Origin of the sequence: Seonamhaeicola sediminis (assembly GCF_004358095.2) — a bacterium.
GTDB lineage: Bacteria > Bacteroidota > Bacteroidia > Flavobacteriales > Flavobacteriaceae > Seonamhaeicola > Seonamhaeicola sediminis.
Genome location: NZ_SMZJ02000002.1, coordinates 187,469 through 202,820 on the forward strand (window position 1 = coordinate 187,469; position 15,352 = coordinate 202,820).

Sequence of the window (15,352 nt, forward strand, 5' to 3'; positions counted from 1 at the left end):
AATTGCCAATTGATTATTAGAACTCAATAATCAATAATAAATATTCAATAGACAATTGAAAAATGGATACTAAAGAATTACTAAAAAAAGTACGGAAAATTGAGATTAAGACACATAGGTTGTCTGATCATATTTTTGGGGGCGAATATCATTCTACCTTCAAAGGGAGAGGTATGACTTTTAGTGAAGTACGTCAGTATCAGTTTGGTGATGATGTCAGAAACATTGATTGGAATGTGACTGCGCGTTACAATGAACCTTTTGTAAAAGTTTTTGAAGAAGAGCGTGAATTGACCATGATGCTTATGGTTGATGTCTCTGGTTCTGAATTCTTTGGAACATCGCAACAATTTAAAAAAGACGTGATTACTGAAATTGCGGCAACCTTAGCATTTTCAGCAACTCTAAATAATGATAAAATTGGATTGATTTTATTTTCTGACAAAGTAGAACTTTACATTCCACCTAAAAAAGGACGATCTCATGTGTTGAGAATCATTCGTGAACTCATAGAATTTGAACCAGAAAGCAAACAAACTAACATTGCAGAAGCATTGAAGTTCTTAAGCAATGTTATGAAGAAAAAAGCCATTGTCTTTGTAATGTCTGATTTTATTGCGGATGCTTATAATCACACCATGAAAATTGTTTCTGGAAAACATGATGTTACTGGAATTAGAATTTATGACAAACGGGAGGAGGAAATCCCAAACTTAGGCATGGTTCAAATGTTAGATGAAGAAACTGGTGAGTTGATGTTAGTGAATACTGCATCAAAAAAAGTAAGGCTTAATTACAGTAAATTCTACAGTGATAAAGTAAATTACTATAAAGAGAGTTTCACCAAATCAGGTGCTGGAACTATAGATTGTAGAGTTGATGAAAGCTATGTTAAAAAGCTATTAGGATATTTTAAAAGAAGAGGATAATTAAAGTTAAAAGTGATAAGCAAAAAGTTTAATAACATTAAAAAAAAGAATAAAGCATTGTTGGGTACTCTAACTTTTGCCTTGTTCCTTTTTTCTAACATCTTGTTAGCTCAAGTCTCTTCTTCAATCGATTCTACTTCCATTAAAATTGGCGAGCAAATTACTTACAAAATTCTAGTTGAAACAGATACAACCAATTTAGTGGTTTTTCCAGAAGGACAAACTTTTGCACCGCTAGAAATGATAGAATCTTATGATATTGACACTTTAAAAAATAAGGATAAGTATAACCTCATCAAAAAATATGGTTTAACACAATTTGATTCTGGAACTTATACCATCCCGCCTCAAAAAATAGTAATTGCAGACAAAACGTTTTTAACAGATTCACTAAAAGTTGAAGTTAACAACATTTTAGTAGATACTACAAAACAAGGTTTATATGATATAAAACCAATTATTGAGGTTAAAAAAAAGGGGGGGAATTGGTGGAAATATGTTTTGATTTCACTTTTGATTTTAGCTGTTATAGGAACTGTTTTATGGTGGTTTATTTGGCGTAAAAAACCATTAACAGAAGCAGAGCAAATAGCACTCTTGCCACCTTATGATAGGGCTAAATTGGCTTTACAGAAATTGGATGAAAGCCATTATTTAGAACATGAAGAACTAAAGACCTATTATTCTGAGTTAACTCTAATCATTAGAAAATATCTAGACGAAAAAGTTTATGATCATTCCTTAGAAAGTACAACCGATGAATTGATTTCTAGACTTAAATTACTAAAAGAAGGTAATCAAATAAATTTAAGTAACGAAACCATTAAGAATATTGAAAGTATTTTAAAGCGAGCAGATTTAGTGAAGTTTGCAAAATCAGCTCCCGATATTGCTTTGGCAGAACTAGACAGAAAGACAATTGATTCAGAAATTGATCATGTTAAAGAAGTATTACCTGAACCAACTGAAGAAGAAAAACTACTAGATGAAACATACAGAAAAGAATTAGAACGAAAAAAACAACGCAAAAAAGTAATAATTACAGTTGCAATAAGTGTTTTCCTTTTAATGGCAACAATAGCAGGTTTCTCTGTCAAATATGGTTTCGATTATGTAAAAGACACCCTAATTGGTCATGATAGTAAAGAATTATTGGAAAACGAATGGGTAACAAGTGAATATGGCTTTCCACCAATAAACATTTCAACCCCTAAAGTTTTAAAGCGTTTTGAACTTCCTGTTTCAGATGAAGTTAAAGATAAAACCGAAATGACCACCTTTATGTATGGAACCCTACTGGATGCCTTTAGTGTTATGGTAAACACAACCAAGTTTCCAAATAGCGGTGAAAATAAAATTAACTTAGAAGCCATTTCAGAAGGAAGTATAAAAGGGATGGAAGCTCAAGGGGCTCAAAATATTACGGTACTTCGTGATGAATTTATGACCCCTAATGGAGCAGAAGGTTTGAAAACTCATGGAAAACTTACTGTAGTAGACCCTATTACTAAAAAGCAACAAAAAGCAGAATATGTTTTGCTTCATTTTACGGCCGAAAATGTATTACAGCAAATAGTTATAACCTACCCAGATAATGATGATTATGCAGACCAAATAATAGAACGTATTTTAAATTCTATTGAACTTAAAAAAGAACAAAGCTAATGTTAGAAGGCATAGAATTTTTAAATAAACAATGGTTTTGGTTGCTTTTGGTTTTACCGCTAGCTATACTTTGGTATATTATTAAGCATAAAAAACAAACGGCAGAGTTAAGAATATCAAGTTTAAAGGGTTTTAAAATAACCAACTCTTGGTTGCCAAAACTAAGGCACTTTTTATTTGTTTTAAGGCTTCTGGCATTAACCCTATTGATTACGGCTTTAGCAAGACCTCAAGCGGTTGATGTATCTACAAAAACCAAAACCACTAGAGGCATTGATATTGTCATGGCTATAGATGTTTCAGCTAGTATGTTAGCAAAAGATTTATTACCTAACAGGCTAGAAGCCTTAAAAGATGTTGCTGAAGAATTTATAAAAGGAAGGCCAAATGACCGTATTGGTTTAGTGGAATATGCTGGAGAAAGTTATACCAAAACACCCATAACAAGTGACAAGGCCATTGTTTTAAGGTCGCTAAAAGAAATTCAGTACAACAATATAATTGAAGGAGGAACCGCTATTGGAATGGGGTTGGCAACGGCAGTTAATAGATTAAAAGATAGTAAAGCAAAAAGCAAAGTCATTATTTTACTAACTGATGGTGAAAATAATGCCGGTTTTATAGACCCAATAACAGCAAGTGGATTAGCAGAGGAATATGGGATTAAAACTTATACCATTGGTTTAGGAACTAACGGTATGGCACTTTCTCCCATAAGACAATTGCCTAATGGAAGTTTTCAATATAGCCGTATCCAAGTTAATATTGATGAAGAATTACTAAAGGAAATAGCTCAAGCCACTGGTGGCAAATATTTTAGAGCTACAGATAATAAGAAGTTAGAAGAAATTTATCAAGAGATTAATAAACTAGAAAAAACAGAAGTAGAAGAGTTTAAATTTTACAATTACGAAGAAAAATACAGGCCATTGGTATTGCTGGCAGGAATGTTATTATTGTTAGAATTACTGATGAGATTCTCCGTTTTCAGAAGCTTTGTTTAATACAAGAAACAAATAAACAACAAGAATGTATCAATTAGAAGAAAAAATATGGTTTTGGGCATTACTGATTATTCCGGTGATCATACTGTTCTTTTTGGTGCTTCAAATATGGAAACACAAAGCACAACGCAACTTTGCAGACAAAGCATTGCTAAAAAAATTGAGTCCTAACAAATCGCTTTTCAAATCAATATTAAAAACGGTTGTTTTAAGCTTAGCTTTTGTTTGTTTAGTACTTGCCATGGTAAATCCTAAAATAGGTACTAAGTTGGAAACCGTAAAGCGTGAAGGGGTTGATATTGTTTTTGCAGTTGATGTTTCAAAAAGTATGTTGGCAGAGGATGTTGCACCAAACCGATTGGAAAAAGCAAAACAATTGGTCACACAAATAATTAATAATCTGGCCAGTGATCGTGTTGGTATAATAGCTTACGCAGGAAGGGCATTTCCACAATTGCCAATTACAACAGATTATGCTTCGGCTAAAATGTTTTTGCAAGGCATGAATACCGATATGTTGTCATCTCAAGGAACTGCTATTAGCGAGGCTATAAAACTGGCAACTACCTATTTTGATAATGAAGAACAAACCAATAGAGTGCTCATTATTATATCAGATGGTGAGGACCACAGCGAGGAAGCTGCAGCAGTTGCAGAACAAGCCAGTGAAGAAGGTATTAGAATTTTTACAATAGGGGTTGGTGATGTGAAAGGAGGCCCCATTCCTATAAAACGAAACGGGGTAGTTCTCAACTACAAAAAGGATAATGAGGGTGAAACAGTTATTACGCGTTTGAATGAGGAAATGCTTCAAGAAATTGCTAAAGAAGCAAATGGAGCCTACATTAATGGAAAAATAACCAAGAATGTGGTTGAAGACATTAAGGAAATTTTAAGCAACATGGATAAAACCGAGTTTGAAGCCAAACAATTTGCCGATTTTAAAGACCAATTTCAATGGTTTTTAGGATTTGGGATTTTCTTTTTGTTACTAGATGTGTTCCTGTTAGAACGCAAAACAGCATGGTTAAAAAAGCTCAACCTGTTTAATGAGAATTTATAAATTATTTAACGAATTAAACATACAAGGTTTTATATATTAGAAAGTAGAATACACAAATGAAACGTTTAGTAATTATAATATCGACCTTATTTGTATCTATATCTTTTGCTCAAGAAAAAGAAGATAAAGAGCAGCTATTAGCTTTAAAAAAAGCTAATAATTATGTTTACCAAGGTAATAATTTGGTGGAAGAAGATGATTTCATTGAAGGTGAAGCCTCCTACAGAAAGGCCCTTTCTGAAAATCCAAACTCTGTTGAAGGTCACTATAATTTAGGGAATGCCTATTATAATAAAGGTAATTACGAAGAAGCATTGTACCGTCATCAGCAAGCTGCCAACAAAAGTGCATCAAAAAAAGAAAAGCATAAAGCATTTCATAACATTGGCAATATTTTAATGCAAAACAAAAAATGTAGAGAGGCTGTTGAAGCTTTTAAAAGTGCGCTTAGAAACGATCCTACTGATGATGAAACCCGTTATAACTTAGCATTAGCAAAAGAATGTGCCAAAGACGAAAAGGAGAATAAAGATCAAAACGAAGACGATAAGAACAACGAGCAAAACAAAGAAGACCAAGAAAACCAAGAGGATAATAAAGACCAAAAGGATAAAGATAAGAACGAAGACGGCGATAATAAAGAACAAGAAAAAGATAACGGCGAGCAAAAGGAAAAAGAAGGAGATGATAAAAAAGATGACCAAGGCAATCCTAAGGATGAAAAAGACGACAAGGGAAAACAAAGCGATGAAAAAGATGATCAAAAGAAGCAACCTCCTAAACCACAACAAGGAAAAATGTCTCCGCAACAAATAAAGAACTTACTAGAGGCTATGAATAATCAGGAGCAAAAAGTTCAAGAAAAAATGAATGCTGAAAAGCAAAAAGGAATAAAAATAAAAACAGATAAAGACTGGTAATAAGGTTATAAGACTGAAGTAGGAAGCATGAAGTTAGTTAAAAACATATCAATATTAGTACTGTTATTTATTTCAAGTATTGCTGTGGCTCAAGTAAAATTTGAGGCAAAGGTTAGTAAACAAAAACTTGGAGTTAATGAGCGTTTGCGTGTTGATTTTGAAATGAATAAAGACGGGGATAATTTCAATCCTCCAAGCTTTTCAAACTTCACTGTTGTTGGTGGGCCAAACCAATCTGTTAGTAACTCTTGGGTTAACGGTGTTAGAACTTATAAAAAAACCTATAGCTATTTTTTAGCGCCTAAACAGCGGGGAACATTTACTATCTCGCAAGCCTCTATTACTATTGATGGCGAAATCTATAAAACCACACCAGTTAAAGTAGAAGTAACTGCAGCTGTTGAAGTACCAAAAGATCCAAACGACCCTAATTATGTTGCCGCAGAGAATATACACTTGGTAGCTGAAGTTTCAAAAACTAATCCTTATTTAAACGAAGCTATCACAGTTGTCTACAAACTATATGTGTCACCTAAAATAGCCGTTGACAATTGGAACGAATTAGATAGCCCAAGATACAATGATTTTTGGAGCCAGAATTTAGATGTTCATAATGAGAAAGCTGTAAATACAACTTACAAAGGTGAGGATTACAGATATGTCATTTATAAAAAGGCAGTACTATATCCTCAAAAAACAGGCAAATTAAATCTTGAGCCTTTAACTTTAGACGTTTCTTTAAGAGTACCCACCAACAGACGTGATATTTTTGGTAGCCGACTTATGACCCGGGTGAGCAGAACTATTTCTGCTGGTAATCAAGTTATCAATGTAAAACCCTTACCAGAAATAGGAAAACCACAAGATTTTACTGGAGCTGTTGGAGATTTTAGTTTAAATGTTAGTAGCTCAAAAACAGAACTGGATGCCACAGAGTCTTTACAGGTAAAAGTCTCAGTTACAGGAAAAGGAAACTTAAAATTATTTAAACTTCCAAAAGTATCTTTACCAAGCTCATTAGAAGTATATGAGCCTGAACATAGTGAACGTGTTAGTACCAATTTATCTGGAATGAAAGGCAGTATATCAGATAGTTATACTGTTGTACCTCAGTACAAGGGCAAATATCCAATACCAAGTGTTTCATTCTCTTATTTCGATTTAAAAACAGAATCTTACAAAAGACTTTCATCAAACGAAATTGTGATTAATGTGCTCAACGGTCCATTATCAAGTAATTCAGACTCTAATACTACTTCAGTTAATAACAATAAACAAGTGGTAGTGCTTAATAGAGATCAGTTTTCGTTCATTAAAACACAAACTAGTTTTAGTAGCATAACCACGTCATATTTCTTTAAAACGAATGCCTTCTGGACAATGCTTTTACTGCCATTTTTGGCAATCCCGTTGGCTATTGTGATTAGAAAAAGAAAGGCTAGTAGAGATGCTGATATTTATGGTAACAAAATAAGAAAGGCAGATAGATTAGCTAGAAAATATTTGAAGGGTGCAAAAAAATCACTTGGACAGAAGGAGTTATTTTATATAGCACTTGAAAAAGCATTACACAACTACTTAAAAGCAAAGTTACATATTGAAACTAGTGAGTTTAGTAAAGACCGTATTACACAACTTTTAAAAGATAAGCAAGTTGAGAAAGCTGTGATAGGTGATTTCATAAATATTATTGAAAGTTGTGAGTTGGCAAGATATACCCCAATAGACAATGTAACAATGCAAGATGATTATGAAAAAGCCGCAAGAACCATTTCTTTAATTGATAAACAAGCGCGTTAAAATGAAAGCTATTTTTTATATAATATCGTTTTTGTTTAGTTCCATGGTGATAGCTCAAAGCCAATCGTTATTTGAAGAGGGAAACACACTATATAACGAAGGTAAATATGCTGAAGCTATTGATAAATATATGGCTATTTTAGAAAGTGAAAACCATTCGGCAGACCTATATTTTAATTTAGGGAATGCTCATTATAAATTAAATAACATAGCACCAAGTATTTACTTTTATGAAAAGGCATTACAATTAAATCCTAATGATAAGGATATAAATAACAACATTGCCTTTGCAAGAAACATGACTATTGATGCCATTGATGTTGTTCCTGACACTGGATTTTCAAAATTAGTAAAAAGTATTACAAATAGCTTTAGTTTTGATAGTTGGGCAAAGGTATCGGTAGTATTAGTATTTTGTTTTGTGCTGCTCTTTTTGGTTTACTATTTTGCATTTTCAACACTAATAAAACGTCTTACATTTATAAGTAGTTTGGCATCACTATTTTTGGTGTGCGTAACTTTAGCATTTGCATTCCATAAGTATAATTTAGACAAAAAAGATAATCCAGCTATCATCTTTTCTCAGGAGGCAAAAGTTAAAAGTGACCCAAATGTGAGAAGTGAAGAGGTGTTTAGACTACACGAAGGCACCAAAGTCCAGGTGGTTAACAGCTATAACAATTGGAAGAAAATTGAACTATCTGATGGTAAAACAGGATGGGTAGCTTCTGAAGACATTAAGTTGATAAATGAGTTTTAGAGCAAAATATACAATAAAAAGTATATATTTGTTATTTACCAAAGCTCTAAACAGGTGTCTAGACAAAACATTTCAATTTTACTATCAATAATATTTTTGGCCTTTTTAACAATGCCAACAATCATTACGTTGGTAGATGATTCTGTAGACATCTCAATTTTTTATACTTACTCTGAAGAAGAAGAAAAGGGTAGTGAAAAGAGTAAAGATGCTGAAAAACTTTTATTTGAAAGCCCTTGTCCCGAAACTGTTTTTTCTAGCTTCAAACCCGAAAGTGAATTAGAATATATTTTTAATTCATATTCTAAACCTCATCTAAACATTATATCTCCTCCTCCCGAAGTAATCATATTATAAATCTGGCTTTTAAGAGACTTGTTGTTTAGTCTTAATTCAAAAAATTTTAATCACCTGTAACCGTGTTGTTGTAGGTAAAAGTTATTTATAATATGTTTAAAACAATTAAAAATGATTTACCGGCAAGTATTGTCGTTTTTTTCGTTGCATTACCTTTATGTTTGGGTATTGCATTAGCAAGTGGTGCTCCGCTTTTTTCTGGATTAATAGCAGGAATTATTGGAGGCATTGTAGTAGGATCTTTGAGTGGCTCTAAAATTGGTGTTAGTGGACCTGCTGCAGGATTAGCAGCTATTGTATTAACAGCAATAGGAACGCTTGGAGGTTACCAAAACTTTTTGGTAGCTGTCGTTCTTGGAGGGATTATTCAATTACTTTTTGGCGTTTTAAGAGCAGGAGTTATTGGTTATTACTTTCCTTCTTCCGTTATTAAAGGTATGTTAACAGGTATTGGTATTATTATTATACTGAAACAAATCCCCCATTTTTTTGGTTATGATGCCAATCCCGAAGGTGATTTTGCCTTTTTTCAAGTAGATGGAGAAAATACATTCTCAGATATTTTTAAAACGCTTAAATACATAACGCCTGGTTCTGCATTAATAGGAATAATTGGTTTAGGTATTTTAATATTATGGGAAAAAGTGCTCACCAAAAAGGCAAAAATATTTCAATTAATTCAAGGACCATTGGTAGCAGTGGTTGTGGGTATTATTTTTTACACATTAACAAAATCAAATGATGCCTTAGCTATAGCTCAATCTCATTTGGTAACGGTTCCAATACCTGAAGACACAAGTTCGTTTTTTGCACAGTTTAGTTTTCCAAACTTTAGTGTGATTACACAACCAGAGGTTTGGATAGTAGCTTTTACAATTGCCTTGGTTGCAAGTTTAGAAACTTTACTTTGTGTAGAAGCAACAGATAAATTAGACCCTCATAAAAACGTGACACCTACAAATAGAGAGTTATTAGCTCAAGGTACCGGTAACATCCTATCTGGATTAATTGGAGGTTTACCAATTACTCAGGTAATTGTTAGAAGTTCTGCCAATATACAATCGGGAGGTGTTTCTAAGATGTCTGCCATAATTCATGGATTTTTCCTTTTAATATCGGTCATTGTTATACCAAAGTTGTTAAATATGATTCCTTTATCTGTGTTAGCCGCTATTCTACTAGTGGTAGGTTACAAATTGGCTAAACCAAAGCTGTTTAAACAAATGTATAACCTAGGTTGGAAGCAGTCTGTTCCTTTTACAGTCACAGTTTTTGGAATTGTATTTATAGACCTTCTTTATGGTATTGGTCTAGGGCTTGGAGTTGGTATAATAGTTATATTGTTAAAAAGCTATCAAAATTCACACTTCCTTCACATTGAAGACAAGAGTAACGGAAAACACAAAATAAAGATGTCTCTTGCTGAAGAAGTAACCTTTTTCAACAAAGGAGCTATTTTAAAAGAACTTGATAGCTTACCAAGAGACACCTATTTAGAACTTGACCTGATGAAAACAAGATACCTAGATAATGATGTTATTGAGATTTTAGATGACTTTGCAGTAAAAGCAAAAGAACGACATATAGATATAAAATTAGTATCTAAAAGAGGCGTGGTAGAAAACCCAGAAAGTTTTATGGAGTTCTTTAGAACCAGACCAAAATCCAATTTAAGTTTAAGTTAAAAAGGCATGAAAAATAAAGCAGATAAAATACTGGCGCTTTTAGATTTAAATAAAAGTTCTGACGCCATTATAAAAACTACTGCTAATTTAGCTAAAATGGTTGGAGGTCATATTGATTTGTTATATGTAAAAAAACCTGTTGACGTTGTTAAAAACGAGAATCAGCTTTCTTCAATGCGAAACATCAACAGAGATTATATAAAAAGTAGAAGTCACATTGAAAATGTTATAAAATCTGTTGATAAAGATTTGAACATAAATTATTCCTTAACGTATGGTAATGTGAAACAAGTAGTAGAAGAACATATAAATAATACCAATCCCGATATAATAGTTTTAGGTAAAAAGGAACTTAATTCATTAAAGTTAGTTGGTGATAAACTTACTAGTTTTATCCTTAAAAAACATAACGGAATAGTGCTTATAGCCTCTAACAAACATGTGTTAAGATATGATGAAGACATGTCGTTAGGTGTGTTAAATAACCTAGAACAACCTCTTGAAGATTTGGTAAAAAAGTTAATGACAATATCCCAAAAACCCATAAAGGCCTTTAAAATTTCAAAAGCTAGTGAATCTGACTCTAATAATAGTTCTGAATATAATAAGTTTGTAGAGTATGTTTTTGAACCAAATGACAATGCTTTAAGTAATCTGTCCAAATACATGGCTAAAAGTAACATTGATCTTTTGTGTGTTAATAGGCATGCAATAACTTCAAAAAAATCAGGATATTTAGATTTAAATAGCTTGTTAAACAAAATGAATACTTCCATAATATTTGCAGGAAAATAGCTCAACAATTAAATTGATTTTGTCATTTGCTAATTGTATTCAATGACGTCCGAGTATCTATTCATTTTTAAAAATTATAAAAGAAGTTAATGAAGAAAAAGTTAGTTAGAGTAAATATGGTAGCATTAGGAATATACCTTTTACTACCACTATTTACTAATGCTCAGGATAGTGATTTTGGCAATTGGTTAATTTATATCGGCAATAAAAAACTAGACCAAAAGTGGAATATACACAACGAAGCTCAATACCGAAACTACAATGCTATTGGAGATTTAGAACAACTTCTTCTAAGAACAGGTTTAGGTTATACTTTTAATCAAGGTAAGAGTGATGCGTTGTTGGGATATGGATATATACTTTCTGAGAATTATTTAGGAGATTCAGATGAAAAAGTATCAATTAATGAACATAGAATTTTTGAGCAGTTTATATCAAAACAAAAAATAGGTAACGTTGGATTGACCCATAGATATAGATTTGAACAACGATTTATTGAAAGTGATTTTAAAATGAGATTCCGTTACTTTTTAGCTTTTAAAATACCTTTTAAAAACAAAGAAAAAGACAACAGTAAACTTTATCTTTCCGCCTATAATGAAATATTTTTAAATACCAAAAGTTCAGTTTTTGATAGGAATAGAGTATATGCTGGTTTAGGGTATGATGTGTCTCAAAACATAAGGGTAGAAGCGGGTTATATGAACCAGTTTTTTGAACAAGGAGCAAGAGACCAATTTAATTTAATAACCTTTGTGAATTTTTAGGTTTGTAAGAAAATTTTAAAAGCATTACCTTTTTAGTGCACTTTTAAACTCAACTAAATAATCAATCATAATGAAAGATTTGTTCTCTAACATTAAAGGAGATGCTTTTGGTGGTATTACGGCAGGTATAGTGGCTTTACCTTTGGCATTGGCCTTTGGGGTATCTTCTGGTTTAGGGCCAAGTGCAGGACTTTACGGAGCTATTTTTATTAGCTTTTTTGCAGCCCTTTTTGGAGGAACAAATACGCAAATTTCTGGACCAACGGCTCCCATGACCGCTGTTAGTATGGTAATAATTGGCAGTATTATTGCTGCCAATGATGGTGATGTAAATAAGGCATTACCGGTAATACTCACTGTTTTTTTGTTAGCAGGACTTATGCAAATAGGCCTTGGTATTTTAGGCCTTGGTAAATACATAAGATACATTCCTTATCCTGTGGTCTCTGGTTTTATGACCGCCATAGGTGTTATTATACTCATTACTCAAATTTTACCATCATTGGGTTATTATCCCAAAGAAGATTTAGACTTTGTGAATCAATTTAAACCGCAATCTGAGGAGATTATATTGGAAAACATTCTAAAAGAGGAAGCTGGTGAAGGTATTTTGGTATTAGAAAATTTCAAAGAAACTATTAAACGGGCAGAAAAAATCACAGAAGAAGATATCTTAAGAGAAAGTAAAACGCTTGCAGTTAAAGAAGCTTCAGGGGTTTTAGGCACCATTAAAGTGTTACCAAGAGCTTTACTAAATATCAAATGGTTGGAGTTGGCATTAGCAATAGGCACTATAATTATCATATATGGTTTTAAAAGAATAACTAAGGTGATTCCTAGCACTTTGGTAGCGTTAATCGTTATGTCTGGAATAGCTATTGGTTTTGGTTTAAATTATAGACCAATTGAAGAAATTCCTAGTGGTTTACCTATTCCAAATATTGAAATATTTAGCCAATTTAAGTTAAGTAGTCTCACGCCCTATATTTTTACCGCACTAACTTTGTCATTATTAGGCGCTATAGATTCTTTGTTAACTAGTGTAGTTGCAGATAACATGACAAAGACCAAGCATAAGCCTAATAAGGAATTGGTTGGGCAAGGCATAGGTAATAGTATAGCAGCAGTTTTTGGAGGTATTCCAGGAGCTGGGGCAACCATTCGTACAGTTGTAAATATTACTTCGGGCGGAAAAACTAAACTATCTGGTATGATAGCTGGTTTATTGTTATTCATCATTTTATTGGGTTTAGGCCCAATAGCTTCAAAGATTCCAGCCGCAGTTCTTGCGGGTATTTTGGTTACTGTTGGTGTTGGTGTTATGGATTATAAAGGTCTAAAAGCCATCCCTAATTTACCAAAAGATGTTAGCATTGGTCCCATTAAATTTAGTATGGAAGTAGTAATTATGCTAACCGTTTTAGTTCTGTCTACTTTTTGGAATTTAGTTTATGCTGTAGGTATAGGTTTGGTCATTGCTTCTCTTATGTTTATGAAAAAAATAGGAGACCTAACGGCAGAACGTTCTGATGTAAAACCGCTAAAAGAAGAAGCTTGGGCAGATGAGGTGGGCTTCCCTGAAAACTTAAAAGAGGAAGTATTCATTAAACATATTAAAGGGCCTTTGTTCTTTGGTTCAACAAGTGAATTCCAACAGTTAGCTGCTCAAATACCCAATACAGCTAAAACCGTTGTCATTCGTTTTGATCGTATGCAGTATATGGACCAGTCTGGTTTATATACTTTAGAAGATATATTGTTGGATTTAAGAAAGCGAGGTGTAGATTTTTTATTTGTTGATTTACTACCCCAGCCACGTTATATGATGGAAAGAATAGATATAATTCCAGATTTTGTGCCAGAAGAACATATTTTTGACACTTTTAATGAGTGCATGAAATGGATAAAAGAGAATATAAAAGATAGATATTAACTGAATTAAATAATATAAAAATATTATGAAAGCACACACGCAAGAAACTCAATCAACTATGACTCCAGAAAAGTCATTACAGTTCTTAAAAGAAGGAAATGATAGATTTGTAAAAAACTTAAAAGCAAATAGAAATTTATTAGAACAAGTTAATGACACCAAAGAAGGGCAATTCCCATTTGCAACAATTTTAAGTTGTATAGATTCTAGAGTTTCAGCAGAATTAGTTTTTGATCAGGGATTGGGAGATATATTTAGTGTAAGAATTGCAGGGAACTTTGTTAATGAAGATATTTTAGGAAGCATGGAATTTGCTTGTAAGTTGGCAGGTACAAAGTTAATTGTGGTTTTAGGGCATACCAGTTGCGGGGCGGTAAAAGGCGCTTGTGATCATGCTGAAATGGGTAATTTAACTAAACTTATTCAGAAAATAACCCCAGCAGTAAATGCTGTAACAGAACCAAAAGATGAAAGTTTAAGAAACTCTAAAAATTTAGATTTTGTAGACACCGTTTCTAAAAAGAACGTAGAGTTAACTATTGAGAGAATTCATAAAGAAAGCCCTATTCTTGATGAAATGGAAAAAAATGGTGAAATAAGAATCATTGGAGCCATGTATAATATTAATACAGGAGCTGTCGAATTTTATGATTAAACCAAACTTATTTTGTATTTATTAGCCGCTAGTTAGCGGCTTTTTTTTATATCTCATTATTCATTTTATCATTATCGGTCTCAGTAGCCTCATTATTTTCAAATTCTAAAATATAGGGAAGGAAAATAGGTACAATAGCCTTTACATGCGCGTATAAAACAGAATTCTCTAAATCATCTTCATCAGCAAAAGGAATGGATTTATTAAACTTATCAAAAACAATTAAAACCACACTCAGTATTACAGCAATTTTTAAAGCTCCGAAAATACCCCCCAAGATTTTATTAAAGAACCCTAAAAAAATAAAATCTGCTATTTTAGTTAGGGCTTTTCCAGCTAAGGCTATAACAAATACAATAACTACAAATGTTATGGCGAAGGCCATAATATTAATATATTTTTGTTCCCAATCAATTTTTTCAACCAAAAAATCGGCTGCAAAATTACTAAAGTGAATGGCGCCATAAACACCTGCTACCAGAGCTACTAAAGAGGCAATTTCAACAAAGAGGCCTTTTTTCAAACCTCTAATAAATCCATACAAAATCAAAGCCCCTAAAACAATGTCTATTACACCCATAATTTTTCTGTTTAAACAAATATAAATAAGAGTACCTAGTTTATTAACTTTGCAACTTAAAAATTAGTATGTCTAGAGACGAGCAGTTAAAAGAACGATGGGAAATGGTGGTTAAAAAACTTTCCAATCAGTTTGCCGATGGCGATACTTTAGACCTCGATGCCATAATTTACCTAATAGGTGTTCAAGAATTAGGGCAGCTTAACAGAACCTTTAAAAAAGATCAAAAGCTAGACCTTATGCATATTGCCATATGCAAACTTCTAAGTCCATATGGGTATTACGAACTCGATTTTGTAGACCCTGATGGCTGGCCACATTATAGGATGTTGGAAAGATTACCTCATTTAAAAGCGGGAGAACAAAGTGTACTCATGAAGGAGGCTATAGTAAACTATTTCTTAGAAACAGAGTTTATAGATTAACTTTTATTAAATTT

15 protein-coding genes are annotated in these 15,352 nt (G+C 32.7%); 14 read left to right on the forward strand and 1 reads right to left on the reverse strand.

Going from position 1 to position 15,352, the window contains the following annotated elements; translation table 11 throughout:
- Window positions 1–62 precede the first annotated feature (62 nt).
- From E1J38_RS03420 to E1J38_RS03480, 13 genes are all read left to right on the forward strand, one after another.
- Window positions 63–929 (forward strand): DUF58 domain-containing protein, encoded by an 867-nt coding sequence (locus tag E1J38_RS03420; RefSeq protein WP_133355841.1) that lies wholly within the window; start codon window positions 63–65, stop codon window positions 927–929.
- A gap of 57 nt (window positions 930–986) precedes the next feature.
- Window positions 987–2,594 carry a BatD family protein gene (locus E1J38_RS03425; RefSeq protein ID WP_439653976.1) on the forward strand — a complete coding sequence of 536 codons (1,608 nt, stop codon included), beginning with the start codon at window positions 987–989 and terminating at the stop codon, window positions 2,592–2,594.
- Entirely contained in the window at window positions 2,594–3,598 is a 1,005-nt protein-coding gene (locus E1J38_RS03430) for a vWA domain-containing protein (protein WP_133355839.1), read from the forward strand. Before E1J38_RS03425 ends, E1J38_RS03430 begins: the two co-directional genes overlap by 1 nt.
- 25 nt (window positions 3,599–3,623) lie before the next feature.
- Window positions 3,624–4,661, forward strand: a complete 1,038-nt coding sequence (locus E1J38_RS03435) for a vWA domain-containing protein (protein WP_133355838.1) — start codon at window positions 3,624–3,626, stop codon at window positions 4,659–4,661.
- Window positions 4,662–4,717: 56 nt separating this feature from the next.
- Window positions 4,718–5,581: a tetratricopeptide repeat protein gene (locus tag E1J38_RS03440; protein WP_133355837.1), complete on the forward strand. Its 864-nt coding sequence runs from the start codon at window positions 4,718–4,720 to the stop codon at window positions 5,579–5,581.
- A gap of 27 nt (window positions 5,582–5,608) precedes the next feature.
- On the forward strand, window positions 5,609–7,381 hold the full coding sequence (locus E1J38_RS03445) for a BatD family protein (RefSeq protein ID WP_133355836.1): 1,773 nt from the start codon (window positions 5,609–5,611) through the stop codon (window positions 7,379–7,381).
- Window position 7,382: 1 nt separating this feature from the next.
- Window positions 7,383–8,141, forward strand: a complete 759-nt coding sequence (locus tag E1J38_RS03450; RefSeq protein ID WP_133355835.1) for a tetratricopeptide repeat protein — start codon at window positions 7,383–7,385, stop codon at window positions 8,139–8,141.
- Between the two features lie 111 nt (window positions 8,142–8,252).
- Window positions 8,253–8,498: a hypothetical protein gene (locus E1J38_RS03455; RefSeq protein WP_133355834.1), complete on the forward strand. Its 246-nt coding sequence runs from the start codon at window positions 8,253–8,255 to the stop codon at window positions 8,496–8,498.
- 92 nt (window positions 8,499–8,590) lie between these two features.
- A complete protein-coding gene (locus tag E1J38_RS03460) occupies window positions 8,591–10,183 on the forward strand; it encodes a SulP family inorganic anion transporter (protein ID WP_133355833.1) in 1,593 nt (530 codons plus the stop codon).
- A 6-nt stretch (window positions 10,184–10,189) separates the two neighbouring features.
- A complete protein-coding gene (locus tag E1J38_RS03465; protein WP_133355832.1) occupies window positions 10,190–10,978 on the forward strand; it encodes a universal stress protein in 789 nt (262 codons plus the stop codon).
- Between the two features lie 89 nt (window positions 10,979–11,067).
- Window positions 11,068–11,745 (forward strand): DUF2490 domain-containing protein, encoded by a 678-nt coding sequence (locus tag E1J38_RS03470; RefSeq protein ID WP_439653974.1) that lies wholly within the window; start codon window positions 11,068–11,070, stop codon window positions 11,743–11,745.
- Between the two features lie 70 nt (window positions 11,746–11,815).
- Window positions 11,816–13,678, forward strand: coding sequence for a SulP family inorganic anion transporter (locus E1J38_RS03475; RefSeq protein ID WP_133355831.1), 1,863 nt, complete (start codon window positions 11,816–11,818; stop codon window positions 13,676–13,678).
- Between the two features lie 25 nt (window positions 13,679–13,703).
- On the forward strand, window positions 13,704–14,333 hold the full coding sequence (locus tag E1J38_RS03480) for a carbonic anhydrase family protein (protein WP_133355830.1): 630 nt from the start codon (window positions 13,704–13,706) through the stop codon (window positions 14,331–14,333).
- A 46-nt stretch (window positions 14,334–14,379) separates the two neighbouring features.
- Here E1J38_RS03480 and E1J38_RS03485 read toward each other — a convergent pair whose 3' ends face one another.
- The gene (locus E1J38_RS03485) at window positions 14,380–14,913 is read right to left on the reverse strand and encodes a CvpA family protein (RefSeq protein WP_133355829.1); all 534 of its coding nucleotides are present in this window, start codon (window positions 14,911–14,913) and stop codon (window positions 14,380–14,382) included.
- A 68-nt stretch (window positions 14,914–14,981) separates the two neighbouring features.
- Between E1J38_RS03485 and E1J38_RS03490 the strand changes: the two genes are divergently transcribed.
- Window positions 14,982–15,338 carry a hypothetical protein gene (locus E1J38_RS03490; protein WP_133355828.1) on the forward strand — a complete coding sequence of 119 codons (357 nt, stop codon included), beginning with the start codon at window positions 14,982–14,984 and terminating at the stop codon, window positions 15,336–15,338.
- Window positions 15,339–15,352 lie beyond the last annotated feature (14 nt).